Genomic DNA, 26,572 nt, shown 5'->3' on the forward strand with positions numbered 1-26,572 from the left:
GCCGAAAATAGTAGTACTGTGAGAAACTGCCTGTATACATATAAACTTGGGAATGCTTATATCGAATCTTATCATGTATTATTTGCCTGTAACTGATAAGAATTGACCTTAACCGATAAGAATTTGTCCGTAACTGATAAGATAATTCTAAAGTTTCCAGTAAAAATTTGATAAAAATTGTCATGTCTTATTTGTCCCGAACTAGACAAACAAGTTCTAAAAATACTTTGGAAATTATAAAACGGTATTATTGTCTTAGAAGTGACAAAAGTTTCAAAACCCGAGTTGAGAATATGGATGTAAAAGAGATAAACAAATATGGACAAGAACTTATAGATTGTTTGAAACTGAAGACTTCCCCTGTTGCCGTGAAACTGGTCCCAAAAGGAGGAGAAGTTCCGGAGGGAATAAAAAAAGTAGATGAGACTATGAGGCATTGCCAGCTGGTTGATAGAGTTAGAAGAACAGGTGAGGAGTTCTATACTCTGGGTGAAGACCAGATGTGCAAAGGTGGAGCTGGCGCAATGGGTCTTGGAGAAATGCCTCCTAAAGTCGCAAGTGGAGAATTTTATTTTAATAAACTCAAACAGTTCAGCACCCAGGGCGCTGCCAGGCGCACCCTTGAAGGAGTCACCAAGCTTCCCCCAAACTCAACAGAAGCCATTCTGTATTCTCCCCTGGAAAAAACCACGTTTACTCCGGATGTTGTTGTAATTATCTGTACTCCCAAACAGGTTATGTTACTTACACAGGCGATGATGTACAAAATGGGCGGCAGAATCGAAGCGAGTTTTGCAGGAAAGCAAAGCTTATGCTCGGATGCGGTTGTGAAGACATATAAAGAAGGCAAAGTGGGAGTCACAGTCGGTTGCAGCGGCAGCAGGACGTACACCAAGATCTCAGACGAAGAAATGATTATGGGAATTCCTATCGAACTTCTGGCTGATGTAGCAGCTGGCCTTAAGGCAATTTGCCCGAAGTAAAATCTAAAAATAATATTTTTCTCTTCAAAAGTAAATTCCTTCATGTTCAAGCCCTTTGACAAGATTTTCAAAACAACATGAAAAGGGCTTGTCAATATATAAGCAAAATATTTGTCAATACATAAGCAGAGGTAGTCCACCAGTAGTCGATTGACAATTATTCCAAATTAATCGAAATCCAGTTTCTGCTCTTTCTGTTCCCACATTTTTGGCGCCCCACATTTTTGGCGCTACTGTGTTCATCCTGCTGTACGAGCAAATAAACGCACGCAAAAGCCATGCTGAAGAGAACGTTATGAAAACATCAATCACGTATTAGTGAACGACCTAAGCAGAACACTTTTGCTATATTTAACTCAAAAAACATCTTTAGTTTTATCTTTTTTGAGCAAACACTAATCTTTTCTTGTCATTCAAAGGTGTAACTCATGAAAAATAAACTGGATCATAAATTAATCATTTAAGAGGAGCAAGATTCAAAACCATAAATTAGTCCTCTTAAGTGATGAAGCATAGCAAAAAGGATAACGGGCCCCTTATATGCAGTTTGGGTAGCAAAACTCAGGTTGTGAAAAGATGTCAGTTGTTTAAATGCTAGTGCCAAAAGCTTGCGCTTTATTTAGCCAATCTCCTTGTAAAATATCTCCTTTTGCTGATACGCTAGTAGCTATTAAGATACCCCTGTCTTTCCATTTCATATAATCTGCCGTATGCTTGTAAGTATCTATGGCGCCGCTGAAAAATCGTTCTTCATCGCACTCTCCACACATAATTAAAGCAGATTCTTTTACCTTAAGAGATTTTTTACGGCTATCCACACAGTAGGCACAAAACCTGTCAATTACAGCCTTTAACTGTGCAGAAATCCCAAAAAAATACAAAGGGGAAACCAGTACATTGGTCATCGGTTAAGGAAAAATCGTTATCAATTGCATTGATTTTCATAAAATTTGTTAAATTATTCATCAAATGCAAAACTGGAATCTGATATCGATTTCAATTTAAACACTAAACATTTGGGTTTGAGTTTTTCCGTCGAAATCGAGATCAGCAGCTCAAAATCCTTAACCGAATACAAATGGAAACCAGTACAAGCATATCTGCACTCTCGAGTAATGGTTCAATTTCTTTCATATCGTCACATTGAACACAGGCTCAATCCTTTGTCCAGCACATAATACAGGCTTTGCATCCATTAACATTGAGTTTTGCCACTTCTATTTTATTTACTGTATGCCCCTTTTCCTTTGCTCCTTTCATAAAGGCATCTGCCAGCATATCGCTATTCCCGTTCTTCCGTGGACTACCTGTAAGTATCAGTATATTTTTATTCATCATGTAGCATCTCTAAAAAATTAATTTTATCTTTTTCTGTAATTTTGCGTTTGACCCTACACGGACTGCCAACAGCTACTACATTGGCCGGAATATCCTTTGTTACTACACTTCCAGAACCGATGACGGCGTTATCGCCAATGGTAACACCAGAATTCACAATAACGCCACCTCCAAGCCAAACACTGTTGCCTATAAAAATAGGGAGGGCATATTCCAACTGTTCATTCCGTATATCAGGATGTACGGGATGTCCTGCAGTAAAAAGACTCACATTGGGTGCAATAAAAGCGTTGTCACCGATGATAACTTTAGCGCAGTCGATAATCGTGCAATTATAATTGGCGTAAAAATTCTCCCCTATGGAGATATTATATCCGTAATCGCAGCGAAAGGGCGGTTCAATAATGAAGTTTTTACCTGTTTTGCCAAAGAGTCTTTGAATAATTTTGTTTCGCTGCTCAGTTTTACCTGGATGGAGAGAATTAAATTCAAAAATCAATTCCTTTGCAGCCTGACGTTCTGCGATCAGTTCTTCCTCAAAAGCTCTGTAAGGTTTGCCTGCTATCATTTTTTCTTTTTCTTTCATTTTAAATTCCTTATATATTTCAATATGATGATACCACTTTAAGCTTTTTGATTGTAGTAGGCAGCAATTGTCCCTTATGAACTCACATTATCTTTTGATGTACAAATTTTGGAGTATACCTTTTATATAATTACGAAACAGTGACTATAAGTAGCGGACGATTTTTCACACTGAAACAAATTTGGCAAAATAGAGTTTTGAAACTTCGTATGAGATTAGTCTTTTTGAGTAAGCGAAACACAAATGAGCAAAACAGGTTCTTGCTTCCTATTCCGAATTTGAGACACACTAAAAGAGCTGCCAGCTGCTGAAAAGAGCGCAGTCTTCCCGAGACGAAACTAGGGCTGTAGGGCCGCAACTCTGCCGGGATGGGACTCGCGGGAATCAATTATATACTAAAAGAGAAAAGAGAAGAAAAATGACCTATTACATAGCAGACTCAGCGGTTTTTATAATGGGAAACTGTGACCTGGACAGTTCTCTCATAATTACCGTTCCTTCGGTTGCAGAAGAATTAAAAAGTGGGGATGCTTCCCTTCGTTTTGATCTTGCAAAAGAAGGAGGGTTACGTGTAGAATGGCCAGATCCCGAAATGGTAAAAGAGGTTCGGAAAATGGCTGAGCTCACGCGGGACTCGGAAGAACTCTCAAAGACTGACCTGGAAATCCTTGCAAAGGCTCTTGAATATAGGGATAGGGGCTTATTGCTTACGGATGATTATGCAGTCCAGAACGTTGCAGTGCAGCTTGGGATTCAGGTTAAGCCCATTGCCCAGAAAAAAATAAAGGATATTATTATCTGGCAAAAACAGTGTATAGGCTGCAAAAAAACTTTTGACAAAGGGGATGTTTGCCCTATCTGCGGTTCCCCTCTTAAGAAAAAGAGGAAAAAAAGTAGAAAAGAAAAGAGTTATTTTTGAGCTAAAGAAAAAGATATAATGCTTGATAATGTAATAGTGTCTTTAATTGAGAGAATATACATTTGAACATAGTTTACCAGGCAGTATTCAAGGCAAGTATTGCGAATAAGTTGTAAAATCGTGAAAAAAATGCAGAGAAAAGTGCCGAAAAATACAGCCAGATAAAAATTCAGGTGGGAATGGAGGCATGAAGAACATAGAAGATTTAATCCAGAAAGCTGTGGAATTGCAGAGTAACGGGCTTGTAACCGGCCAGATTGCCGACGAACTCAATGTTTCAAGGGAAACTGTGACCTGGCTTTTAACCCGTTCAAAAAAAGAAGTAGCAGCCCCCGCTCCAAAGGATATTTCCGTAAATTGGAGCAGCATAGGGAAAAGTGCTACACGGCTCCACTACATCTCACTTGCGCTCTGTGACATGGTACTTGAGACTCTGGAAAAAACAAACACCGAAGTCGACGTTGTTGTCGGTGTCGCTGCCAGCGGCATTCCCCTAGCAAGCATGATGGCAAATGAACTGGGAGCTGACTTTGCCCTCTATCATTCCCGTAAAGGACAGGATGTAGTCCAGCCAGGTCATAAAGGGACAATAAGCAGAAACTTCGGAAGCGTTGCAGGCAAGAACTGCGTGATCGTGGACGATGTTATTACCACAGGTTCCACAACTATGGAGGTAATTGAGCAGCTTCGGGAAATGGGCGCCAAACCAAGGGCTGTAGTAGTTCTTGTAGATAAAAAAGGCGCAGATATGATTGCTAATGTCCCGATCCAATCCCTTGTAAGGATTGTACGCCTGGACTAAAAAGGCAAGACAAGAATAAATCGTAGTATCTTTTTGAACTGAAAGCCTTTCCAAGTGAAATGTGATGGAAAGGCAAGCCTTTTTAACCTTTTACTTCTTTTTTCTTTTTATGGGGAATGAGCTGGAATACTGGCAAAATTATTTTGACAGTGCACAAGTTAAGATGTTAGGCGAAAATTATGCGGCAATTCGAAAGCATGTTCGGCAACTAAAAGCAGCTGGAATGCGAGAACGCACTCTTGTGAACCATTACCAATTCTTAACGCAGTTTGGTGTTTGGTGTAAGGTGCCTTTCGAAAGATTGACTGAAGATGATATACTAGATTTTTGCGAATACCTTGACAAACAGGTATACAAAGGAAAAAATAACCCTCAAAAATATAAAGAGGGAACCAAATACGTAAAGCTAGCAACAGTAAAAGCTTTTTTAAAGGGCATAAACAATGAAGCTGCGAAAGCAATAGCAATAAAGCCTCAGCAAAGTAGAAAGTTACCTGAGGACTTGCTCACGCAGCCAGATATTGAAGCACTTTTAAATAATTGCGGTAATAATAGAGATCGGGCTCTGATTGAAAAGTAGCTTTAGAAAAAGTTTAGAAAGAAAAGTTAATTTTCTTCCTTTCATAGAAATTTTTCTGAAATTCTACTTTCTCAACAGTCTCACAAATTCCATGTTAACTAATCATCACAAAAATTATGTAGCCTTAAAAGGCTACTTAAACAGATGATTTGTTTTTAATTGCGCTCAATAGTTCATCCTGATTGACAGTTTTATCACGTCTTACCGCTTTCCCATCATCAGTCAATGTGAACTTACCTAGCATACATCCTGTGGCTCTAAAATGTTTTGGCCCTATTTTACTAGTACCTGCAACAACATCGTCCGTCAAAAAAAGTAGAACCTTTTCACCTGGTTTGAACGTTGGTTCATAATCAGCTTCTAAAGTATCATTTCCTACTGTCCCGCCATCTAGTCTCACTGTGACTTCTTTAGATGAAGACGGGTTTTTGAGATACTTGTCTACATTTATTGTGATATCGGTGTAGATGGAGTTCTCCAGGCTAAATGAATCAATGCCCTTAGGTCTTTTACCGTCAGCAGAAGTCCATTTGCTTGGAAGTGTTTCTTTCACTGTACCTATTATAATCATTTCAGAACGGTTACTCAATTCTTCATTATCTAGTAGTGGAAGGGACGCACTGGATTTACTATATAAAGGCATATCATTATTTGAAAGTTTAGTGTTATCTTGTGAGGGACTGTTTGTATTTTTAATAACATCGTGTGAGCCGGACAATGCTAGAGAACTTAATATTATCAATGAAACTGCTCCAAAAAAAACAATCATATATTTTATGTTCTTATTCATTGTCATCACCCCTTAAGGATAAATATGTTTGATTCCGTTTATATCGTCTGAATCAAGAGTTCTCTTCTTTATTTCGTTGCTAGCTGTCCACTCATACATTGTTTTCTCAGAATCTGTAGAATCGTATAAATCATACAAAGTTAACCAATGCCCGAATTCGTGAGTAGCCACACTCTGCACATCCCACTTTCCAGATTCTCCACCTGATGCGGTTGACCAAGAATAATCAGTGTTAAAACACGTTTTATAACCTATGTTATAATTCCCATCACGGGTTGGAGTAGATTGTCCTAAATATGTATCTCCAGCACTTGCGCAATATACCTTGTTGTTGGCTAGGCTTGTTATCCATTTGAAGGTGAACGCTGCACCTGCATTATTCCATGCAGTTGCACCTGCCTTTATAGCAGTTGTCCAAGAGCTTGGAACTGAAGAGTCTATCTTAGGAACTACATAATTTGCGTTCCATTTATATCCACCATACGAGTATGCTGACGCCGGAGCTGCTAAATTTACCAGAAATATAGTCAATAACAGCATTCCCATTAACAGTCTTTTACCATGCTTCATTTTATGCCTCCTGTATATTTTTCCCCAGGAGGCAAAAGTAAGCAAGCTTAAATATATGCAAAGCTAACTTATTATGCCTCCTGGGGCGTATCTTATGGAGTTTAGAGAACTTGGAAGGTGCTTTCAAACTCCATAAACTCATTTTTATTAATTCTTTATAACTTTTGTGTACAGGTTCCCTAACAGTGCAATTTTCAAACGAATTCTGAGTCTGGATTACTTTCCAACACTTATACTATTTAATGATTTAATCATAAATTATTTATTTGAGTATATGCCTCAACTCATATTCAGAAATAAGTATAAAAGAAAACATTATTCAATCTTAGTGTATATAAGTCTTTTTTAAGTTAAAAATTAATATAAACAGCGTTTTTTGTCTATAAACAGCTTAACTCTGACTATACTGACGTAAGCAATTCAAGAGTTCGAAGAGTGTAATTTTTTACTTTATATATATTAACTTTCAGTCCAAAACAATGAACAAATGTGAAAACTTTCTTTTTGATTAGGCTCTTGCAACACCCTAATTTTTATTGCAAAAACTAACTGAAATAAGGAATTTTATACCCTTGTTTTAGTCGTTTTCTGAAACAATTTTTTTCGTAGATACAAAAACACTATCAAAATATGATCCTTGCAGAATGACGTACAATTAATAATATAATAATCTTAGAAGGTACTTACTATCATAACTAATAGTTTAGACATGCTTGTCATGCCAGAAGTACCTCAAGAACCAATCAAAAGCAAAGGATCCATACAGACGCCTGCTTGAAAAGCTTCAAAACAAAAACAAGGACTAAGTAAAAGGTAGGCGGGCGGGAGCTCAACCCCGCCCAGGCTGAGGTTAGAACAGATTCGATGAAAGTCTGTCCCAGAAGACCCACTAATTAGGGTCTACATAATAATATCAGTATTAAAAATATTTAAATGTTTTTACAGTACTTATTTCAGAAGTCCTAGCCTAGTCAATCGTTTTCTTCTTTGAGATAGCCTCATATAATACCCGTCCTATTTATAATAAACTTAAGTAATTTTTTATTCCTAAAGGTCATAATAATGATATGCGCCCTCCCAGTGTTTTTGAGAGATCTTTATATATAATTTTTGCAATATTTATGACGTATATCTTTTTTGTGTATATTATCCCGGGCTCGTTCTGGGAACTTCCAAGGGCGCTTGTTATTATCTTATTTTACTCGATAAACTTCATTTGGCTAATGCTCGCTAACAAAATTAGAAACTATCTTAATCTTATTTGAAAAAGAGTGTTAGTTGGGGACGAGCAGGCGTATAAGAAGTACAACCATTTTAAATAATCCCAAAATTTTTTCTCAGCCTCCCTTTCTTATTTTTGCAACGGAAACACATATACTCCTAAATTTCTAATTATTCAGTAAATCCCTATCATAATTTTTTTCGTAACGGAACTGAATGGATAGAAAGTCGAATTATACTGCAATCGATGGTATAACTTCTCGTCGTATACCTTTTCGGGGGCATGTGCAAAAATACTCAACTTCTTGTCGCACTTACAGAACTTTAGGTACACTGCCCGGAAAAAGCTAGTGATAGATAAAAATGCAATAAGTTAATCTAAAAACTTAATTTTTTTGGCTCGGCGGGCACACTTACTTTGACGATGTTCTCGTCGATCCCTGCTTTACTAGTTTGGATCATAAACGCAAAATAACTCTTGAGATAGCTTATTTTGCTTGCCGGAGGCAGCCCGGAAAATCCTTTTTATTTGGGGGATTGTAAAGTGACTTACGCCTGCTGCTTTTGCTACTTCTTCACGGACGTCAATGCTTTGAACTTCCAGTTTCGCAGAATTCTGCGAAACTGGGTCTATATAGTTTTCTTTGTTTACATGTTTTCTATTTATGTTAGAAGCAATGACAGCTTTAGATCTATTCTCCTCAGCTTTTTTCTTAAAAAATACGTCCAGCTTCAAGCCCAGCTCCCCACGTACAAAATTTGTGAGATTACGTCTTGCAAACTGATTTTGGATCATCCAAATACATACATCGTTCTTGGTTTCAAACTGCTTTTCAACAGTTCTGAAGGACAAGTTGTGCTTGCTGCATATGGAGTAACGGTTATGACCGTCAATTATGAAGTCATTCCAAAGGATTATTGCTTCCCTGCAGCTTTCTTCAAGTATACTTTTTTCGTCCCTGAGCTTGTTGCAGTAAAATGAAGATTAAAAGAAAAAGCTGAAGCAAAGGATTATAAACATTATCTTCTATTAAGGTATATACATAAAAAGTCCTTTTTTAAATTAAAAATTTAGTGTTTTCTAAAAAGACAAAATCTTTAAAAGGCTGTGGTCACTTTTCCACTTCCAAGTGAAATGTTTCCTAAATTTTTCCATTCTTTTTTGAAATTTTTGCAGCTGTTTAAAACTATCTGCTTAGTTTTAAGAATAAACAGTATGTAGATTCAAGAATCCAATTTTTAAAAATAGACTATTTAAGAATGAAATTTCTCTATTCAGAATAGAAGCAAAGGAAGAAAAGAGTATTAAAACCATTTAATACTCGACATCGGTGGATGCTATCTTTTCGGCAAGTTTCGATAACACCTCAGTTCTCATTCCTTCCACAAATTTGATACTACCTACAACCAGATGTCCTCCTCCGCTGACACCTGCGCCTTTCATTTCTTCCCTGAGTTCCCTGACGATTTTTGGAATATTCATAAGCACGCCCTTTGAACGGATGACTGCAAAGTCAGGACCGTATCCGATAGTTACCACGGGTTTATCCGGATACCGTTTGGTAAGTATGTCATGAACTTCGCCTGAGGTCTTTCCTGGTGGCGGGAAGGTGAATTTCTGGGCGTAGTTTTCAACGTCTATCACATTCATAATAGTCCCATTTGACAGTTTTTGAGACTTGACATTAAAGAGGCAGGTTTCAAGCTGTTCCTGTATCATGTTATTTGCCTGTTCGCAGAGCAGGGAAACCAGTTTTTTATGAGTGTCGTGGTCCCCTAGATCCAGAATGTCATCGATAATGCCTTTTCCACTGCTGAATTTCAGCCAGAACTGCTCATAATCCAGAGCCAGAGCCATTTCTTTCAGCTCTTCAAGGGTATAACGGTCCGAAACAAGAGAAATGTACCTTTCAGCTTCCGGAGCCTCTGAACGGTCTCCAACTGCAGAAACTGCTGGAAGATGTTTTATTGTATCGCTAATCTTGGGATTGATCATACGAGCAACTTCAGCACAGAGCATTCCGGCAGTAACCCCGAAATCCCCTCCCACATGCGCAGGATTTACGTGTCCTATCAGGTACTGGTCAACAATCTCATCCGGATGGTGATGGTCAATAACAAGCATATCGATTCCATAAACTCCGGCTTGCCGCATTGAAGGTACGTCTTCTTCCGTTGATCCGTTGTCTACAAGGATTACAAGTGGCATTTTCTGACCGTGCCTTGAAAGATCTTCAAGCGCAAATGAAATATCCCTCGTAACATCGGCAAGTTCATAAAAAGGAGCTTTCGAAGGGGCACGTTTGTAGAAGTAATATTCTGCATCCGTTCCTCCAATTTCCGTAATAAGGGGCAGAATCGCCCTCTCAATTGCAATTGCCGAGGTAATACCATCAGCATCGGCATGATGCCTTAGAATAATCGGGGTTGAATGGAGAATAGCTTTTTTGATTTCTTTGGCGACATGGAGCATCCTGGGTTTAAGTTTCTCCATAATTTCGCTTTTGATAAGGAAAGGGATATCTGCAGGAGCTGCTTTTTCGTCAATTACTCTCTCAACTCTGCTCTTGACAAGTGCTTCCTTCTCTCCTGTCAGCAGTTTCATGCTCATGACCTCGATCTGGATCTGGTCATCTCGCAGAGTCACTTCTCCAGTAATGGAAACAATCATCTCTACATCAATATGCGGATAGGACCTTTTCCCTGCACTCTCAAAGGCTGCACAGGGCACAAAGCCTCCCTCATCGCTAATTGTGAAAATCGTGGGCCCACTCGTCTGCTTTACCTGAATTACTTCTCCTTCTATTCTTAGGAGCCTGCCCTTCATACTGGAGTCGATTTCAGCTGAGTTTTTTAGTGGAAGCTCCTTTTCAAGCTCAATAGTTTCGTATTTTTTAAGAGTTTTAGGGATCAGATCCAGCTTTCCTCCGGTTTTGATGCTTTTTACCAGTACAATCACGGCATCCCCTACTTCAGGAGGAATTCCGACATTGCTAGAATGCATGAGCCCTCTTACGTGAGGGTTAAGATCCACAAAGACCCCAAAAGATGCTTTACTGCTCACTATCCCATGATAAAGTTTTCCGGCCTCCACGTCTTTAAGGTCGCAGGACTCATCAAGGGCATAAACGTACTGAGAATGGGCGCAGGAATCGCATACGTCTTCATCGGGATCCTGAGGGTTCTCAATACGTGCTCCACAAATCTTGCATGTGTATATTTTTCCCAGCCCCTTACATGTTTTACAGGGAGTAGTTACTTCAATACTTCCGGTGCCGTTACATTTCTCACAAGCGGCACCATTTTTTAAAAAGCTGTCAAGATTTTTTTCTGACATTCTCATGAAATCAATTGATTTTGATTTACCTTTGCCCTTGCACTGAGGACATATTTCAGTTGAAACAACTTCATAGCCACGACCGTGGCAGTCTGGACATTCCTTACTCATTAATATCAACACCAATGGTTCTTCCGAACCTGCGTTTTCTTGACTTACTGTTTGCGGCTCAAAACATTTTTGAACCTGACAATATTTATCGTTCCGATTGTCAGTTTTTAAATACGCTGTCCTAACTCTGTGACCTTAGAAGGGCCGAAAACCAATAATATTCTGACCTTTTTCCCTGTCAACTTACTTTTCTCTGTTTTATATTTTCTATGTTTCAAATATAAGTGTTTTCAGAGACAAGTGTTTTCAGAGACAACTAATTCTCAGAATGAGTCTCTTGCAGCCTCTTTATAATTTTACACAATCAGGCATCTGCATTTTTGACACTTATTTCCTTCTCCGATGTTGTTCGAAATCTGAAAAACTGAAGTCAATTGGAAATCTAGAGAAGGAAACAATATAAATAATAATACACTAAATAATAATATAGCCTTTCAGATATTTGTATAATGCGGGGTGTAAAATTTTTGAACTATGAAGACTTACTTTATAGAAACTTTTATTATTGTTTATCTGAACAAAGAGTACTTAATTATTATTAAATCTAATTTAAACATTAATGGAATAAGAGGTCATAAAAACTATGAGTATCTTTGCCAGTCAAATCTATCTTCCTGTATTATTAGTTTTAATATTAATACTCTCACAATCAATAAAAATGGTTAACGAATACGAGAGAGTAGTAATTTTCAGGCTGGGCCGCCTAAGTGGTGTAAAAGGGCCAGGGATTTTCCTGATTATCCCGATTGTTGATAAAGCTATAAAAATCGATCTTAGAGTTGTTGCAATCGATGTACCCAAGCAGGCAGTAATCACAAGAGATAATGTCACGGTTGAGGTGGATGCCGTTGTTTATTACAAGGTCATAGAGCCTGGAGCTGCCATAACTCAGGTTGAAAATTATATGTTCGCAACTTCTACCCTTTCACAGACCACCCTGAGAGATGTTATGGGCCAGATGGAACTCGATGAACTGCTTTCGGAAAGGGAAAATATCAATAAGCAAATTCAGGAGCTTCTGGACAAGTATACCGACCCTTGGGGGATCAAGGTTACAGGTGTTACAATTCGAGATGTTTCCCTGCCTGATACGATGAAGAGAGCAATTGCCAAACAGGCTGAAGCCGAAAGAGAAAAGCGTGCCAGAATTATCCTTGCGGAAGGAGAATCCCTGGCTGCGCAGAAAATGAAAGAGGCCGCAACTCTCTATGAGGGAGTCCCCGCAGCAATCAAATTGAGGGAACTGCAAACTTTAGCCGAGATTGCAAGAGAAAAGAACCTCATAGTAGTTACCCAGTCTCAGCCTCTTGAAACCGGGAATATAGCGGCTTTATCTACGGCTATTGCGGAAAGAAAAGAGCGGTAAAGGCAAAAATAAGCGTAAACAAAAATTATAGCAGCAAAAAGAACTGAAGGAAATGGATGAGCAAGAAAAGATCGATAACCATGCCTGTAGAAAGAGGTTCACATCTCTTCTTTATTTTCTTCCTGTGTTTCATCCTCATAGCCGTTTCTATACCCTCTGTGGATGCAGGACCTGAACAGAAAGTACTTGTGCTTGAAATATCCGAGGCTATAACACCAGCTTCAGATGATGTTGTAGCTGATGCAATAGAAAAAGCTGAAAATGAAAACTTTGAAGCTCTTATAATTGTCCTGGATACCCCAGGCGGAGGACTGGACGAAACTCAAAAAATTATAAGTACAATTGAGAATGCAAGCGTGCCTGTTATCGGATATGTGCCAGAGGGTGGGAAAGCCTGGTCAGCCGGCACACTCATCCTTATGGGGACAGATATTGCTGCAATGGCGCCATTCACGGTTATAGGGTCAGCTCAGCCAGTTCAGATGTCGGCAGAGGGAACAAAACCCATTACAGATGAGAAAATAATAAATGCTCTTGTCAAATTCTCGGTTGCAACAGCCAGTAAACACGGGAGAAACGAGACTTTTGCAGAAGAGGTTATAACGAAAAATAAAAATCTTGACGCACAGGAAGCTCTGAAGAGCGGTGTAATAGAGTATATAGCTCCTTCTATCCCAAACCTGCTAGTACAGATAAACGGGCAGCAGGTAAAACAAAAAGTCCTGCAAACCGAAAATGCAGGAATAGAAATCTATGAACCTCCTCTTTCACTATCCCTTTTAGGACTCATCTCAAACCCGATTATTTCCTCCCTTCTTTTGACTCTGGGAATTTATGGGCTAATTTTCGGAATCTCAAGTCCTGGAGCCGGAGCAGAGATTTTCGGAATCATGTCAATTGCACTTGGGTTAATGGGTACAGGCTTTGATATCAATTTAGGGGCAATCTTCCTCATTCTTTTGGGAATAGGACTTTTGATTGTTGAAATTAAAGTCCCCGGATTTGGGATATTCGGGCTTGCAGGTCTCATCAGCCTTATAATAGGAAGTATACTTCTTGTACCGATGGGAAGCGAAAACATTTACACCCCTGAATTTCAAAAGGTCCTTATCCTGACGGTTGTTGCCCCTACGGTTGTTTTCGGATTATTCCTGGTTTTTGCAATCTACAAAGTAACAGAGATCAGAAAGAAAAAACCGGTAATTGGAGTGTTTATTGGGGAAACCGCCGAAACCATAGATCCTTTAGGGCCTCAAAAGACAGGCTATGTCCGCTATAACGGGGAATACTGGAAAGCCAGTTCAGAAGAGGAAATCGAACCGAATGTAGAGGTCGAAATCACTGGAAAATTAAGGGAAACTCTTTTAGTAAAAAGAAAAATGTAATTGTTCCCTTTTTTCCAGTTCGATTTCTCTTTTGCTAAAGCCCTTTTTACTAAATTTTCGCTAAAAACCTTTTACTAAATTTTCGCTAAAAACCTTTTACTAAATTTTCGCTAAAAACCTTTTTACTAAATTTTCGCTAAAAACCTTTTTACTAAATTTTCGCTAAAGCCTTTTTTTAAAAGGCTTTTTTTTAAAAGGCTTTATTTACTTCTTATTTTTTCGAGGACTTTTTGTTTCTTTTCAATAGCTTCAAGCGCAGCCTTATCAATTGCTGTTCTCATTTCTTCAAAATCCCTGGGATTCTCTTCTCCATGAACTTTTTTGACTGGTGTGTAGGCAGACTCTCTAAATCTTGGTGTAAAATCTTTGCATTCACCATTTAAGAAGATTTCAGCTCCGCTTCCTTTATCAACATGCCCTATAACATCAATTTTAATGCCTTCAGCTCTGACAGCATTAAGAATTTCGTCAGCGTATGCAGGGGGAACAATTATAAGCAGGGCATCGAGAGATACTCCGAGATAGTCGATTTTCAGGTTTTCAAGCATTGAAAGCACTTTTGGGTTCACAAGAGCCCTTATTTTTTCCTCTTCAAAGACAAGTTTTACCCCTGCGGTCTTTGATATTTCCTTGGCATCTCCCCTGATCCCGCCATTAGTAACATCAGTCATCGAATGGACTTTCTTATGCAGTCCGGATTGCAACAGGATCTCACAGGCTTCCAGAAAACGGATATTGATGGTTTCCTCCACAACCTCATGCATCCCGTAGTAAAGCGCAGTTGTAGAAACCGTACCCCCACCTGCGCCTTCGGTCATAAGGATAAGGTCTCCTGCTTCGGTCCGGTTCCGCGAGGTAAGAGAAGAAGTTATGCCTACAGCTCCAACTCCACCTGTCATACGTTCGCCTATGACCATATCCCCGCCGATTCGGAGTGTGCTCCCCGTAATAAGAGGTATTCCGGTAAGTTCCGAAACCGTGGTTATTCCTGCGATATGGTCGAAGATCTTTGCTACATCTCCGTCGTCTGCTACATGAATGTCGGAAAGCATCGCCAGAGGTCGAGCTCCCATAGCATATATATCACGCAAAGCTGCTCGTGCTACATGAAAGCCCGAGAGAAAAGGAAAGTCGCTCAGACGAGAGTGAATTCCGTCAATTGTAACCACGAGGTAGTCTTCACCGATTTTGACAACCCCTGAGTCATCAAGCTGGGAGCTATCCACAACAGCACCTGTCTTGCCTATAACTTCCCCTAGCTTGGAATGGACGTAGAAATCCCCTGTACCCCTTGAACCTACCCCGAATTCACCCATTGAAACTCCTGAGAAAGTGGAGCTTAACACGTCTCCTTTTACATCAAGTGTCGCTTTTGCCTCACAAACAACCGCAGCTGCGATCTCATGAGCTTTTTCCAAGCTTATATGCTTAATTTCAATAATTCTTGAAGCCAGCTTTGCTTCAAGCCCTGCTTCGTTTGAGGGGTCCTCTCTGAGAGCCCGTTTTGCGTAGCCTTCTATATCCATAGTAACCATCTCTTGCGGATCTTTCTGCCCTAAAAGATATGCAGGGCAGGATAGTTTGGCATTCAAGTATCAGTCTATTTTTAGTAATCTGTTATTTTTAGTAATCTGTTATTTTTAGTAATCTGTTATTTTGAGGTATTCCGTTAACTTGAGGTATTCCGTTAACTTGAGGTATTCCGTTAAACTTGAGGTAGTTATTTTGAGGTAGTTATTTTGAGGTAGTTATTTTGAGGTAGCGTGTTGATTTCAGACGCTTCATCGTAAAGTGTGCAGGAACCAGAACTTCATAATCGGGAAAAAGTGAAAAAAACGGTTTTAGCAAAAGGTAATTTCTTAGATAAACCCTTTCAGCACATATTTACAAAGTTTTTCAGAATCTTCAGCCCGATAGTTCCACTTTTTTCAGGGTGGAACTGGGTACCCATAACATTACCTTTGGAGTTTACGACAGATGCTGAAAAGTCGAGTCCATAGTTGCAGGCTGCAAGGGTGTTTTCAGATGCCGTGTCCACGTAGTAGGAGTGGACGAAGTACACAAACGAGTTGTCAGGGATCCCTTCGAATAGAGGGTGATCCTGCTTGATTTCAATATTATTCCAACCAATGTGAGGCACCTTTAGTTCGGATTTTGGAAAGCGCAGTACCTTACCAGAAATAAGATCAAGCCCGTCAGTAAGCTTTCCTTCCTCCGAAGAACTCATGAGAACCTGTTGCCCAAGACAGATCCCGAGCATGGGCTTGCCTGACCGTGCGTATTCTTCTATAGTCCCTTTGATGGGTGCAAGGCACTTCATCGCGTCCACAAAAGCGCCAACACCCGGGAGAATTAAACCGTCTGCGGCAAGAATCTCCTCAGGATCCCCTGAGATTGCGGGACTTGATCCGACTTGTTCAAGCCCCTTTTGGACACTGCGGAGGTTTCCAAGCCCGTAATCGAGAATCACAATTCTTTTCATATTTCTAACAAACAAAGTTAAGATAGATTAACTTTACGAGTAACGAAAAGAGTATCAAGAAGATAATTTAAGGATAGAAGAAACTAATTAAAAGAAAGATAAAAATGAAAATAAAAAATAGGCAATAAATGAAGGGGCTATAAAATCCTTTACAGTTAAGACCTCCCAGCAGGAAGGCTGTAAGAATTGTTTTCACTTTCAAAAGTCACCTTGTATTTGCCACAATGTATACATTCGTAGCGTTTTTCGAGCACTGTTGGCAAAAAGCACAATGCACCGCTTTTCCGTTTCCATTTATGCAATCCTAAAAAACACAAGAAACTACGGTTACGATCCGATTCGTCTGAATCATCAGAGCATTCTTGATTCAAAAAACTGTTTCCCCTTGTTTATGGTTGTTTAGTTTATTCCATAACAGTAAGGAAAATATGGTCAAAAGAACTATATAAATATATAGTTTTTATGGAAAATATCAAGAAGTTCTGCTATGGAACAGTATTTACGTCTAAGAATAAAGAAGTGAATCCATATTATAAAAATGTTAATAATATTTAGCCTTAATACTTTAGCAAAGTCTTTAAGGTTTGTATGCTTACTTCAAAGTTTTTGCAAGGGAACCAATTTGTTGACTTTTCAAAGTCCACTTGATTTTCAAGCTGGTCTTTAATATATTCAAGATTATTTTTAACGTACTCAATTTCGTTTTCTTTAAACATCTCAATCACTACTGACCTTTGATAGGCTTCCATTCTTCGCTTATTTTAAAGCTTCAAGAGAGGTCAAACATTACTGTAATAAAATATTAACAGCGTCGTGTGTTAATAACTTAATAAAATTTTTGAGGGTGGTAACACGTGAAGAAAATTAGATTTATCAGACATGATGAAAAAGCCATGGAACTACCGATTAATATCGTGGTCATACATTGTAAAATTCTATAAGAATTACAAATTGAAGCATTCTTATTGGAAATTTGCTGTTATGTCGTCATATACATACCAATAGACTATAAATATTACTAATCTTTTGAGTTTTCTTGTATGCGTTGCATAGCTCAAGCGAGAGATCTGGTATTTCTCGATAAAAGAATAAATCTAGAAATTAAATTAATTCACATGATTCTAATTCTTTGAGTTTTTTCTCTATCAAACAGGGAATAAGTTCAAATGTAGGTGGTGGACGTATTTCTACTTCTATTTGACTACTTTTAAGATGCTGAACAGAAGGTGATCCAAGTGCAAAAATTATAATAAAAGCCAAAAAAGTTAGTGGTACGGTATTTTCTTGCCAATTAACTGAAGAAAAAAAGTTACCTAAAGAAACGATAACTGAGGATATTACTGATATAAATATTGGAAAACCAGATGTAAATTGAGAAGTAAATATCGGGTTGAAAACTGAGTTATATACATAAAAAATTAACTTGCTCGCTAAAGAGGGAAATAAAGTCCCAAAGAAAGAAAGAACAAGAGTTAAGAATGAAAGCCTCCTAAACCAAGGGTTTATAGGCGAATAAAGCCACCAATTCCATATCGAGGGTCTCATTTTATTATCCCAAATACTACTAAGAATTTGGCAAGAAGATTTCTTTATATAAGAGTCAGAATTTAGGTTCTTGCATTTTTTAAGATAATCAACTGCTGTAAAGTAATCATTAATTTTATAGTAAAAACAACCCAAAAAATAATAATTGTAAGATACAATTTTTGGACTTTCGAGGCTAATTGAGACAGAGTTCATTTTATGTAAGAATCTTACTATTAATTTTTCACTTTTATCAACGTTCTTTTTGTCTAATAGCCTTAGCCTTAAAATTTTACTTTCACTAAAATAAATAAAAATTTTTGTTATAATTTTTACTAAGAGTTTAATTAATCTTTTTAACCAACTCGGGATAATTCTTAAACAGCTTTTATTCTCATAAGAAGCATATATATTTACTTTTTCGAGATCTCTTATAATTGCAAGTATTATATCTTGATACATTTTTTCATTCGACGTAAACTCTAATTCTGCATGTAGATATCTTGCATAAGAGTCCCATAAAAGATATATCGGGTTTCTTAAATCTGAAGAAGTAGCTCTTTTAAAGTATTCACTTGATTTAACATAATCTTGTTCTTCAATTTTGATCTTGCCCCTTAGACCTAGAGAGAACGCATTTTCTTTATCAATTACAAGAGCTTTTTCTACATGTTTTGAAGCGTTTTTAAGATCTCCAAAGGTTAGATAATATTCTGCGAAGAGATTATTTGTAAAAGTAGAATAAGGATTGATGTTAAATGCTTTTTCGAGTGATTCTCTGAATTCGGCGTACTTCTTGGTTTCAAGATGAATTTGTGCTTTATTTAGCCATACATAATCAAGATTTGGTTTTATAGATATCGCTTTTATACTAGCTTCCAAAGCACGATCATATAGCTCTAAATCAAAAAAAATTTTGCTTCTGCCAACCCAAGCATGTCCGTTATCCGGCTCGAGATCTATCACTTTATCAAATGTTCTTAGAGCTTCTTCATATTTATTAAATTCGAATAAAATATATCCCTTTATAACCCACGAAAGGGCATTATCTGGTTTAATTTCTATTGCCTTCTTAATTATTGCTAGAGCCTCTTCATATTTTTTGATTTCACCTAGAACTTCTCCTTTTTTAGCCAATGCAAGAGTATTATCCGGCTCGAGCTCGATTGCTTTATCAAGTGCTCTCAGAGACTCTTCGTATTTTTTAAGTTCACCTAGTACAGTTCCTCTATTAATCCAAGCAAGAGCATCATCCGGCTCGAGATCTATCGCTCTATCAAATGCTCTCAGAGCCTCTTCGTACTTTTTAAGAACATTGGCAAGAAAAGTTCCTCTGCTAATCCATGCACGAGTATCATTCGGTTTAATTTCTACTACTGTATCAAATGCTTTTAGAGCCTCATCGTATCGTTTAAGTTCGTCTAGTAAACTTGCTTTTTTAAGCCATGCATCAATATTATCCCGATCGAGATTTATCGCTCTATCATATGATTTTAGAGCATCTTCGTACTTTTTAAGTTTACGTAGTACAACTCCTCTATTAGTCCATGCAAGCTTACTATCCTGTTTGAGATCTATAGCTTTATCAAATGTTCTTAGAGCCCCTTCATTCTCATTAAGAACATTAGCAAGAAAAGTTCCTTTACTAATCAACGCACAAGTGTAATCAGGTTTGATTTCTATAGCTTTATCAAATGCTTTCAGTGCTTCATCATATCTTTTAAGTTCGCCTAGTAGAGTTCCTTTTTGAAGCCATAAAAGTATATTATCCTGTTTGAGATCTATAGCTTTATCAAGTACTTTCAGCGCTTCATCATATTTTTTAAGTTCCTCTAGTAAACTTCCCTTTTTAATCCATACATTTATGTTATCCTGATCGAGATCTATTGCTTTATCATATGATTTTAGAGCATCTTCGTACTTTTTAAGTTTGCTTAGTACAATTCCTCTATTAGTCCATGCAAGTGCATTATTCGGTTTGAGATCTATAGCTTTACCAAACGCTTTTAGCGCTTCTTCGTATTTTTCAAGAACATTCGCTAAAAAATTTCCTTTATTAATCCATGCTCCAATATAGTCGGGCTTGATTTCTATTGCTTTATCAAATGCTTTCAGAGCCTCTTCATATTTTTTAAGTTTGCCTAGAACGTGCCCAATTTCTCCCCATGCAGTTAAATTCCCCGGTTTAATTTCAATTACTTCTTCATATACTACCAAAGATTCTTCGTATTTTTTAAGTATTTGTAGAATATCCCCTTTTTTAATTAACGCAAGAGTATTCTCAGATTCAAGTTTTATCGCTTGTTCATATGCTTCAAGAGCTTCTTCATACATCTTAAATGCTCGGAGAACATCTCCTTTTTTAATCCACGCAAGCGTATTATTAGGCTCGAGTTTTACCGCTTGTTCATATGCTTTCAGAGCTTCTTCGTACTTTTCAAGCCTTAACAGAACATGCCCTTTTTTAATCCATGCAAGCGCATTATTATCAGGTTCGAGTTCAATCACTTCACTGAATACTTTTAAAGAATTACTTTTGATACTCGAATCCACATTTCCTAGTTCTATATCATTCATTCATTTATTTTAGTTGGGATTAAGCAATATCAAACTATCGAAATTAATCAATAAAAGATTATCTGATGATAAAAAGAAATGAACTCCAGAAAAAAATATAACGTCGGTAACGAAAAAATGGTACTTACAAAACTCCTACCAATTATTCTATATATGCCAAGAGTGAGCTTTACAAAGGTAGTAAAACAAAGATAAGTCAAATTTGTAAAAATTTACTGCGCGCTCGCCGTTATACGCACTCACCCTGTTCGCGTCGAAAACTGAAGAAATATTAAAAATATTAGTAAATATTATCGTGATGGTCGTAGTCTTCTAACGTCACTGTCATTGATTCCTCGTCAACAGAAAAAACTAGGACAAAATGTTTATCGATATGAACTCTTTTTAAATGGTTCATTGGAGATCTCAAATTTTTATATCTGTGAGGGTCCTGGACAATTTCGTCAGCTTTATTTAAGATAATTTCAAGTTGTTTTTTATTCTTTTTTGCTAATTTTTCAAACTTGTTATCAAGCTCCGCTCTGATCCTTAATGTATACATAGGAATCAAAGACCATAACGTTTTCTTAAGTTCTCAACTGTCCCAACTTCTAATACTTCCTGTTTCTGTATTCTTCTCAATTTTTCAATGTACTCAGGTTTTAACTCTGGCTCCAGAATCATTTCTTCATACTCTTGAGCCATTTTATTAATAGCAGCACTTTTGTCCTTTAAACCATACTTTGCTTTTATAATATTCAGAATCCGGTTGGTGTTATCATCAATGTTTATGATTGCTTGAACCATATATACCATATTAACAAAAGATTAATGCCATATTAATACGTATTGTTCCGCAAAATTTTAAGAAATTTATGAAGGCCTTCGAGTGACCCGTTTAACATTCCAGTGAGAACTACTGGAATTGTCAATATCTCTTAAAGGTTACTTATTGTGTTCTCCTGTAAATGCTTATAATCACATTATAATTTTTCATTGGTCATCGGTTAAGAATTTTCTTGCCTGAAAGCTATCAATTTTGCATTAGAAGACTGGCCTTAAATTTTGACCTATTTATACGAAATGATATCCTATTCCAGCTTACAATTTATTATAATGTTTGAAAATGTTGAGTTAATCGATACAATTTTTTCCCGCTTCCTCACTTAACCAAAGACGCATTCTTTCTTTTTAAACTCGAATATACATCTTCGATTTTCTCCTAACTCAAGTTCTGATACTAATCTCTACTAAGCTTCCATTCTTCGCTTGTTTTAAAGCTTCAAGATAGGGCAAACACGACTGTAGTAAAATATTAATAACCTCATGTAATAATACTTACTAAAGTTCTTGAGAGTGGTAAAACATGAAGAAATTTAGATTTATCAGACATGATGAAAAAGCCATGGAACTACCGATTAATATAGTAGTCATGTTGGTTGTCGGGATGGTTGCGCTTGCAACGCTGATTTCGATCATGCCGACTCCTACAAAGGATATGTCGGTATTTGTTGAAAGCACGGCTCTTAACGGAGGTAATTCTGTAAAAGGAAACTCAATAATAGTGAGTGCCAGTACTGCAGAAAACCCTTTTGCCATAACCGCAGTTGTAAAGATAACTGACAGCGATGGAAACCCTGTAAGAAATGCAAACGTTATTTTGAGAGGGCTTGGTGGAGCAGCATCAAACACTACGGATGCTAACGGGGTCACTTTCCTGACAACACCGGAAAATGCAAGGGTAAGGCTTGACCCTAACCAGAATGAAGGAACAATGGACCTGAAGATCGTTGCTGACGGCTTTTATGACTACGAGAAAAAAGATGCAGTTATGATCATCAAGACCAGGTAATTGTGCATCTCCCAAAAGTAAAACTGAAAGGAGGAGCGGTACATGCTGCGTGAAAAATTCAAACACGATGAAGCAGGAACTTTGGGGCTTCCAATAAGGATCGTCGTGCTTACGGTTGTAGGTCTTATAGGATTTTGCACGATTCTTACTGCCCTGAGCAATGCACCTGCTCCTCCAAAACCCATGTATGCTACAACAAATATGAGCGTACTTTCCTTGCCTTCCACTGAAGGGGGCGGCAATAAGGAAACAAACCTGAGCTTGCCTGTAAAAGTGTTTGACAGCGAAAATCGTGGGATAGCAGATGCAAATGTGATTGCCTGGAGCCCGGATAGGAAAAGAGCTTATTCAGGCGTTACCGATCTCAAAGGAAATGTAATATTGAAAATTTCTAATCCCGAACTGCCTTCGGGAAAAGCTGAAGGATATATCAAGATAAAAGTAATGAGAGAAGGATACAGAGATTTCACCAGCGATTATTTTCTGAAGGTAATTCAGAGTTGAATTGTTCTGGATAGATTTATGCTGGAAGAGGCTGAGGCAAAAAACACCGGATCTTGTTTCACCGGATCTTGTTTCTGCGTCATTTCTCCGTACTTCCTGTTCTCTGGATTTTCTATTTTTCATGTTGTTACTTTAATTTCTTACTCGATCTTACTCGATATGCAAACATTAGGTTCGTGTTTCCTCTACTATTGCAAGATCACTTATTATATTGCTAACTGAGTTGGGAGCCTCATACACATACTTTTGTCCTCTCATTGCCGACAGCACTGCAGCTATGCCACAGAGTACAGCTCCGATTATGAACGAAATCCTCAACGCTGGCATGAATGCCTGTTGCAATGTCTGCGGGAACCAGTAGTTGCTTGTCAGTGTTGTCACGATTTGTTGCGGTATTCCACTGACGACACTCGAGCTCATGGAGCTGAGGATTGAATTCATTGGGTTGTAGCCTAAGAAGGCAGAGAACAACGCATTTGTCGGTGACATGCCTGCTAGATAATTTGCGAGTTGCTGCAAAGCCGGGTCAATCTGTCCAGATCCAAGACTTGCAAACGAGCTTTGAACCGCGCCTGGAAAAGCTTGTTGAATTCCCACAATCACGATAGTAAAGAATACTGACATACTCAATGTACTTGCCGAGTTTCCCAGTGTTGATAACATACCCGATGCCACACCTCTGTTCTGAGGTGGCACAGAATTCATTATTGATGAGCTGTTAGGCGAAGCAAACATACCGTTGCCAATGCCCATGAAGAAGATCAATATTCCCAGCTCCCAGTAGTCGAAGTTATATGGCAGCAGAGCAAGCCCTAAGAAAACAAGCGTAACTATAGTCATCCCGGCAGTTGCAATCCATCTAGGCCCGTATTTATCCGAGAGCATTCCGGAAATCGGTCCCATGACCATAAAGCCGATAGTCATAGGTAACATATAGATGCCTGCCCATAACGGTGTGTCCTCAAAGTTGTAACCATGAAGCGGCAGCCAGATTCCTTGCAGCAGAAGGATGAGCATGAACATAGCACCGCCTCGTGCAATAGCTGACGTGAAACTGGCAAGACATCCATATGCAAAAGCTCTGATTTTGAAGAACTCCAGCCTGAACATAGGGTTCTCCACCTTGCTCTCTACGAATGGGAACGCGACCAGTAATGCGATTCCGATACCTAATGCTGCCATTACCCAGGGGTTGTTCCAGCCCATTGCATCGGTTATACCATTATGCTCGTACGGCATCAGGGCATAAGTGACACCTATCAGAAGCGAGGTTAACCCACCAACAAAAAGTAAGTTTCCCACAATATCGAGGCTGGTCCTGGCTGCCCTAAACGAAATATCTTTCATTTTCCAGTAAGACCACACTGTTCCAAGAATAGCAAAGGGAATGTTAACCAAAAAAACATAGCGCCAGTTGTATGTCGCCAGTACGCCACCAAGCAGCAAGCCAATGAACTGGCCGGACATGAAAGCAACCATATTTATGCCCAGGGCTTTTCCTCTTTCGCTGACCGGAAACGAGTCCGTAATTATGGCTGAGCCGTTTGCTATAGTAAATGCACTACCTACAGCCTGTATTAGCCTGAAAATTATTAGCTCAAGTGCACCAGTGTTGCCTGTTCCAGGCGTCAGATAGAGCAAAATTGAACCGATGGCGAATATCAGGAAACCTATCCTGAACAGTTTTACCCGACCATACATGTCAGCCAGACGACCAATAGTGAGAAGCAGTGTAGCCGTTATCAGGCCAAAACCCATAAGGAGCCAGAGCAAGTACTGGAACGCACCTGGGTCCGTCGGGTCCATCTGGATTCCTTTGAATATTGCGGGCAGTGAGATCAGGATGATGCTGCCGTTGATAGAGCCCATTAATGATGCTAAGGTCACATTGAACAGTGCAACCCACTTATATGCAATGCCCTTTCCACTGTGATTTTCACTCAATTTATTACCTTCCGTTTTTATCGTTTTCTTCTTCTTTTTCTTCTTTTTCTTCTTGATCCTGAAAATCACAGTCATGCGCCGTCTCAGACTTCTGTTTACCATTCAGGGTATCATCGTCTTTCATCTCAGCATCACTGTTATCGTCACCTTCAATCACATTGTTGACGATTCGGGACATTTCGTTCAGGAGTTCAAGTTTTTCCTGTGTCATCCGGTCCAGTCCTGCTACTCCCTTGGGAGTGATCGTGTAGACTTTCCTGCGTTCTATTCCTTCGCTCCGGATGAAACCTTTTGACTCCAGTTTCTCCAGGATTGGGTAGATCGAGCCTGCACTCGGAGTCCATCGCCCGTTTGAGCGAAGTTCGACCTTCTTTATGATGTCATAGCCATGAGTAGGCTTTTCTTTAATAATTTTCAGCACGACATACTTGAGAAAAGCTCGCCTGATTTCTGTACACATTTTATTATTGTCGGTACTTTCTTCCATGACTCGCACTCCGATATATTGGTAGACGATATATCGGTAGATGACATAGTATTTATATCTTTTTGGTAACTGCCAAGTCGTCTAAAAAGAGTCGGATTATAATGGTTTTGAAGTGATAGACGTACAAGATAGCTGATAATGAAAAAAAGAAAAAAATGTGATCAATTGATATTAATTAAAGGCGATGAACTCGCTGAAATTTACCAGTTGAATCTCAGTAAAGGAAGTTATTGATTCGGTCTAACCTGGATTGAATAGTTATATTCAAATTAATGTTATGTCCTTTCAAACCGCCTCTTATCCACTTAACCTTGATGAATATAACTATGACAAATTCAAGCACATGTATCAATCATGCATACATACAATCGTCGTTTGAACGCCTCGATGTGAACAACTTAGTTATTATTGGCAAATCGGTATTCTTCACAACAAACAATTCGCTTTTACCAAAACGTACACAGCCTTTGTGTATACTGTAGTTCACCCCTCCTGATTTTAATCTATTCCTTGCTTCATCAAAGTGTTTGTAAGGAACTTGCAAAACGGTGATGTCGGAAGAATTCACTTTTAACATACACTCACTATATGCTTTGTTAAGGTTGCAGTCTTTTTGTTTCGATCTTATTTCAGTTATTATAGCTTCAGCCTCGGCTTTATCCGGAAATACTTTGTCTGCAAACTTCCTGAACTCATCAACAGTTACAAAGATCACAGGAAGCCAGCACTTAATTTGAGTGTTACTTTCAGAAATATCCCAGGCGAGTGGCAAATCTGGAATATTGCCTGAGAAGTGTTCGAAAAGAATACTCATGCAAGGCACAGGAATAAGTTCTCTCTTTTCAATTAATGCATTCAATGCCATGCATACTGGTTCTGAAAGTCCAAAAGCGTGTAAAACATTTCGTTGCTCAGGGTCGGATAAAGTATATTCTCCCTTCCCGAATGTTTTAGATAAATCAGTACTTGTTGCAAATCCTACACTTTCTATATAACAGAGAATCTGTTGTTGTAAAGGACATGACTTTATTATCTCAGCTAGGTCGTCATTCATCTTCTAAACTCCCCCAAATTTTCTAAACATTAATTAGAGTGAAAGCTGCATTATTAGATTATAGACTGAGTAAATTGCAGACTGAGTATATTGCAGACTGAGTAAATTGCAGACTGAGTAAATTGCAGACTGAGTAAATTGCAGACTGAGTAAATTGCAGACTGAGTAAATTGCAGACTGA

At 38.4% G+C, this 26,572-nt stretch carries 23 protein-coding genes; 9 read left to right on the top strand and 14 right to left on the bottom strand.

All coding sequences use genetic code 11. The annotated features are described in order from the left end of the window. Nucleotides 1-293 precede the first annotated feature (293 nt). Nucleotides 294-983, top strand: a complete 690-nt coding sequence (locus ASJ81_RS20200) for a DUF169 domain-containing protein (RefSeq protein WP_095645929.1) — start codon at nt 294-296, stop codon at nt 981-983. A 587-nt stretch (nt 984-1,570) separates the two neighbouring features. On the opposite strand, the gene ASJ81_RS20205 is transcribed toward ASJ81_RS20200, so the two are convergent. The 3 genes from ASJ81_RS20205 to ASJ81_RS20215 form a co-directional block, all read right to left on the bottom strand. Continuing rightward, nucleotides 1,571-1,801 carry a hypothetical protein gene (locus tag ASJ81_RS20205; protein WP_245860375.1) on the bottom strand — a complete coding sequence of 77 codons (231 nt, stop codon included), beginning with the start codon at nt 1,799-1,801 and terminating at the stop codon, nt 1,571-1,573. Nucleotides 1,802-2,138: 337 nt separating this feature from the next. Continuing rightward, nucleotides 2,139-2,318, bottom strand: coding sequence for a flavodoxin family protein (locus tag ASJ81_RS20210; protein WP_212556121.1), 180 nt, complete (start codon nt 2,316-2,318; stop codon nt 2,139-2,141). Continuing rightward, complete coding sequence (locus tag ASJ81_RS20215) at nt 2,311-2,907, bottom strand: sugar O-acetyltransferase (protein ID WP_095645930.1); 597 nt, start codon at nt 2,905-2,907, stop codon at nt 2,311-2,313. Before ASJ81_RS20215 ends, ASJ81_RS20210 begins: the two co-directional genes overlap by 8 nt. A gap of 418 nt (nt 2,908-3,325) precedes the next feature. Here ASJ81_RS20215 and ASJ81_RS20220 point away from each other — a divergent pair, with 418 nt between their 5' ends. The 3 genes from ASJ81_RS20220 to ASJ81_RS20230 all read left to right on the top strand — a co-directional run bounded on the left by ASJ81_RS20220 (nt 3,326) and on the right by ASJ81_RS20230 (nt 5,208). Next, a complete protein-coding gene (locus ASJ81_RS20220) occupies nt 3,326-3,826 on the top strand; it encodes an NOB1 family endonuclease (RefSeq protein ID WP_095645931.1) in 501 nt (166 codons plus the stop codon). A 187-nt stretch (nt 3,827-4,013) separates the two neighbouring features. Then, nucleotides 4,014-4,628 carry an orotate phosphoribosyltransferase-like protein gene (locus ASJ81_RS20225; RefSeq protein WP_095645932.1) on the top strand — a complete coding sequence of 205 codons (615 nt, stop codon included), beginning with the start codon at nt 4,014-4,016 and terminating at the stop codon, nt 4,626-4,628. A 64-nt stretch (nt 4,629-4,692) separates the two neighbouring features. Beyond that, the gene (locus tag ASJ81_RS20230; RefSeq protein WP_095645933.1) at nt 4,693-5,208 is read left to right on the top strand and encodes a phage integrase N-terminal SAM-like domain-containing protein; all 516 of its coding nucleotides are present in this window, start codon (nt 4,693-4,695) and stop codon (nt 5,206-5,208) included. Nucleotides 5,209-5,344: 136 nt separating this feature from the next. Here the strand turns inward: ASJ81_RS20230 and ASJ81_RS20235 are convergent, their stop codons facing one another. The 3 genes from ASJ81_RS20235 to ASJ81_RS20245 all read right to left on the bottom strand — a co-directional run bounded on the left by ASJ81_RS20235 (nt 5,345) and on the right by ASJ81_RS20245 (nt 8,525). After that, nucleotides 5,345-5,998: a hypothetical protein gene (locus tag ASJ81_RS20235; protein WP_245860368.1), complete on the bottom strand. Its 654-nt coding sequence runs from the start codon at nt 5,996-5,998 to the stop codon at nt 5,345-5,347. A gap of 12 nt (nt 5,999-6,010) precedes the next feature. Continuing rightward, nucleotides 6,011-6,568 (bottom strand): matrixin family metalloprotease, encoded by a 558-nt coding sequence (locus ASJ81_RS20240; RefSeq protein ID WP_095645934.1) that lies wholly within the window; start codon nt 6,566-6,568, stop codon nt 6,011-6,013. 1,669 nt (nt 6,569-8,237) lie between these two features. Beyond that, nucleotides 8,238-8,525 carry a hypothetical protein gene (locus ASJ81_RS20245; RefSeq protein ID WP_170943423.1) on the bottom strand — a complete coding sequence of 96 codons (288 nt, stop codon included), beginning with the start codon at nt 8,523-8,525 and terminating at the stop codon, nt 8,238-8,240. 51 nt (nt 8,526-8,576) lie between these two features. Here ASJ81_RS20245 and ASJ81_RS20250 point away from each other — a divergent pair, with 51 nt between their 5' ends. Then, entirely contained in the window at nt 8,577-8,771 is a 195-nt protein-coding gene (locus tag ASJ81_RS20250) for a hypothetical protein (RefSeq protein WP_095645936.1), read from the top strand. Between the two features lie 333 nt (nt 8,772-9,104). Here ASJ81_RS20250 and ASJ81_RS20255 read toward each other — a convergent pair whose 3' ends face one another. Beyond that, nucleotides 9,105-11,237, bottom strand: a complete 2,133-nt coding sequence (locus ASJ81_RS20255) for a DHH family phosphoesterase (protein WP_095645937.1) — start codon at nt 11,235-11,237, stop codon at nt 9,105-9,107. Between the two features lie 583 nt (nt 11,238-11,820). Between ASJ81_RS20255 and ASJ81_RS20260 the strand changes: the two genes are divergently transcribed. Further along, on the top strand, nt 11,821-12,603 hold the full coding sequence (locus ASJ81_RS20260; protein WP_095645938.1) for a slipin family protein: 783 nt from the start codon (nt 11,821-11,823) through the stop codon (nt 12,601-12,603). A 56-nt stretch (nt 12,604-12,659) separates the two neighbouring features. After that, the gene (locus tag ASJ81_RS20265) at nt 12,660-13,988 is read left to right on the top strand and encodes an NfeD family protein (protein WP_245860370.1); all 1,329 of its coding nucleotides are present in this window, start codon (nt 12,660-12,662) and stop codon (nt 13,986-13,988) included. Between the two features lie 200 nt (nt 13,989-14,188). Here the strand turns inward: ASJ81_RS20265 and ASJ81_RS20270 are convergent, their stop codons facing one another. From ASJ81_RS20270 to ASJ81_RS20295, 4 genes are all read right to left on the bottom strand, one after another. Beyond that, the gene (locus ASJ81_RS20270) at nt 14,189-15,514 is read right to left on the bottom strand and encodes an AIR synthase-related protein (RefSeq protein WP_170943425.1); all 1,326 of its coding nucleotides are present in this window, start codon (nt 15,512-15,514) and stop codon (nt 14,189-14,191) included. A 347-nt stretch (nt 15,515-15,861) separates the two neighbouring features. Then, nucleotides 15,862-16,470: an imidazole glycerol phosphate synthase subunit HisH gene (gene hisH / locus ASJ81_RS20275; protein WP_095645939.1), complete on the bottom strand. Its 609-nt coding sequence runs from the start codon at nt 16,468-16,470 to the stop codon at nt 15,862-15,864. Between the two features lie 1,101 nt (nt 16,471-17,571). Then, entirely contained in the window at nt 17,572-20,571 is a 3,000-nt protein-coding gene (locus ASJ81_RS20285) for a tetratricopeptide repeat protein (protein ID WP_095645941.1), read from the bottom strand. A gap of 546 nt (nt 20,572-21,117) precedes the next feature. After that, nucleotides 21,118-21,357, bottom strand: coding sequence for a DUF2683 family protein (locus ASJ81_RS20295; RefSeq protein ID WP_095645942.1), 240 nt, complete (start codon nt 21,355-21,357; stop codon nt 21,118-21,120). Between the two features lie 559 nt (nt 21,358-21,916). On the opposite strand from ASJ81_RS20295, the gene ASJ81_RS20300 reads away from it, so the two are divergent. Continuing rightward, nucleotides 21,917-22,402 carry an Ig-like domain-containing protein gene (locus ASJ81_RS20300; RefSeq protein ID WP_095645943.1) on the top strand — a complete coding sequence of 162 codons (486 nt, stop codon included), beginning with the start codon at nt 21,917-21,919 and terminating at the stop codon, nt 22,400-22,402. A 42-nt stretch (nt 22,403-22,444) separates the two neighbouring features. Continuing rightward, a complete protein-coding gene (locus tag ASJ81_RS20305; protein WP_095645944.1) occupies nt 22,445-22,906 on the top strand; it encodes a carboxypeptidase regulatory-like domain-containing protein in 462 nt (153 codons plus the stop codon). Nucleotides 22,907-23,074: 168 nt separating this feature from the next. Here ASJ81_RS20305 and ASJ81_RS20310 read toward each other — a convergent pair whose 3' ends face one another. From ASJ81_RS20310 to ASJ81_RS20320, 3 genes are all read right to left on the bottom strand, one after another. Continuing rightward, a complete protein-coding gene (locus tag ASJ81_RS20310) occupies nt 23,075-24,952 on the bottom strand; it encodes an MFS transporter (RefSeq protein ID WP_245860371.1) in 1,878 nt (625 codons plus the stop codon). Further along, nucleotides 24,855-25,337, bottom strand: a complete 483-nt coding sequence (locus ASJ81_RS20315) for a PadR family transcriptional regulator (protein WP_170943424.1) — start codon at nt 25,335-25,337, stop codon at nt 24,855-24,857. Before ASJ81_RS20315 ends, ASJ81_RS20310 begins: the two co-directional genes overlap by 98 nt. A 352-nt stretch (nt 25,338-25,689) precedes the next feature. Next, nucleotides 25,690-26,391, bottom strand: a complete 702-nt coding sequence (locus ASJ81_RS20320; protein WP_095645946.1) for a hypothetical protein — start codon at nt 26,389-26,391, stop codon at nt 25,690-25,692. Nucleotides 26,392-26,572 lie beyond the last annotated feature (181 nt).

The organism is Methanosarcina spelaei, from assembly GCF_002287235.1.
Classification (GTDB): Archaea; Halobacteriota; Methanosarcinia; order Methanosarcinales; family Methanosarcinaceae; genus Methanosarcina; species Methanosarcina spelaei.

What these genes read in the sequence shown, in the direction of transcription:
- ASJ81_RS20200 (WP_095645929.1), top strand. Translation starts at nt 294, where the DNA reads ATGGATGTAAAAGAGATAAACAAATATGGACAAGAACTTATAGATTGT.
- ASJ81_RS20210 (WP_212556121.1), bottom strand. Translation starts at nt 2,318, where the DNA reads ATGAATAAAAATATACTGATACTTACAGGTAGTCCACGGAAGAACGGG.
- ASJ81_RS20215 (WP_095645930.1), bottom strand. Translation starts at nt 2,907, where the DNA reads ATGAAAGAAAAAGAAAAAATGATAGCAGGCAAACCTTACAGAGCTTTT.
- ASJ81_RS20220 (WP_095645931.1), top strand. Translation starts at nt 3,326, where the DNA reads ATGACCTATTACATAGCAGACTCAGCGGTTTTTATAATGGGAAACTGT.
- ASJ81_RS20225 (WP_095645932.1), top strand. Translation starts at nt 4,014, where the DNA reads ATGAAGAACATAGAAGATTTAATCCAGAAAGCTGTGGAATTGCAGAGT.
- ASJ81_RS20230 (WP_095645933.1), top strand. Translation starts at nt 4,693, where the DNA reads ATGGAAAGGCAAGCCTTTTTAACCTTTTACTTCTTTTTTCTTTTTATG.
- ASJ81_RS20235 (WP_245860368.1), bottom strand. Translation starts at nt 5,998, where the DNA reads ATGAATAAGAACATAAAATATATGATTGTTTTTTTTGGAGCAGTTTCA.
- ASJ81_RS20240 (WP_095645934.1), bottom strand. Translation starts at nt 6,568, where the DNA reads ATGAAGCATGGTAAAAGACTGTTAATGGGAATGCTGTTATTGACTATA.
- ASJ81_RS20255 (WP_095645937.1), bottom strand. Translation starts at nt 11,237, where the DNA reads ATGAGTAAGGAATGTCCAGACTGCCACGGTCGTGGCTATGAAGTTGTT.
- ASJ81_RS20260 (WP_095645938.1), top strand. Translation starts at nt 11,821, where the DNA reads ATGAGTATCTTTGCCAGTCAAATCTATCTTCCTGTATTATTAGTTTTA.
- ASJ81_RS20265 (WP_245860370.1), top strand. Translation starts at nt 12,660, where the DNA reads ATGAGCAAGAAAAGATCGATAACCATGCCTGTAGAAAGAGGTTCACAT.
- ASJ81_RS20270 (WP_170943425.1), bottom strand. Translation starts at nt 15,514, where the DNA reads ATGGATATAGAAGGCTACGCAAAACGGGCTCTCAGAGAGGACCCCTCA.
- hisH (WP_095645939.1), bottom strand. Translation starts at nt 16,470, where the DNA reads ATGAAAAGAATTGTGATTCTCGATTACGGGCTTGGAAACCTCCGCAGT.
- ASJ81_RS20285 (WP_095645941.1), bottom strand. Translation starts at nt 20,571, where the DNA reads ATGAATGATATAGAACTAGGAAATGTGGATTCGAGTATCAAAAGTAAT.
- ASJ81_RS20295 (WP_095645942.1), bottom strand. Translation starts at nt 21,357, where the DNA reads ATGGTTCAAGCAATCATAAACATTGATGATAACACCAACCGGATTCTG.
- ASJ81_RS20300 (WP_095645943.1), top strand. Translation starts at nt 21,917, where the DNA reads ATGAAGAAATTTAGATTTATCAGACATGATGAAAAAGCCATGGAACTA.
- ASJ81_RS20305 (WP_095645944.1), top strand. Translation starts at nt 22,445, where the DNA reads ATGCTGCGTGAAAAATTCAAACACGATGAAGCAGGAACTTTGGGGCTT.
- ASJ81_RS20310 (WP_245860371.1), bottom strand. Translation starts at nt 24,952, where the DNA reads ATGGTAAACAGAAGTCTGAGACGGCGCATGACTGTGATTTTCAGGATC.
- ASJ81_RS20315 (WP_170943424.1), bottom strand. Translation starts at nt 25,337, where the DNA reads ATGGAAGAAAGTACCGACAATAATAAAATGTGTACAGAAATCAGGCGA.
- ASJ81_RS20320 (WP_095645946.1), bottom strand. Translation starts at nt 26,391, where the DNA reads ATGAATGACGACCTAGCTGAGATAATAAAGTCATGTCCTTTACAACAA.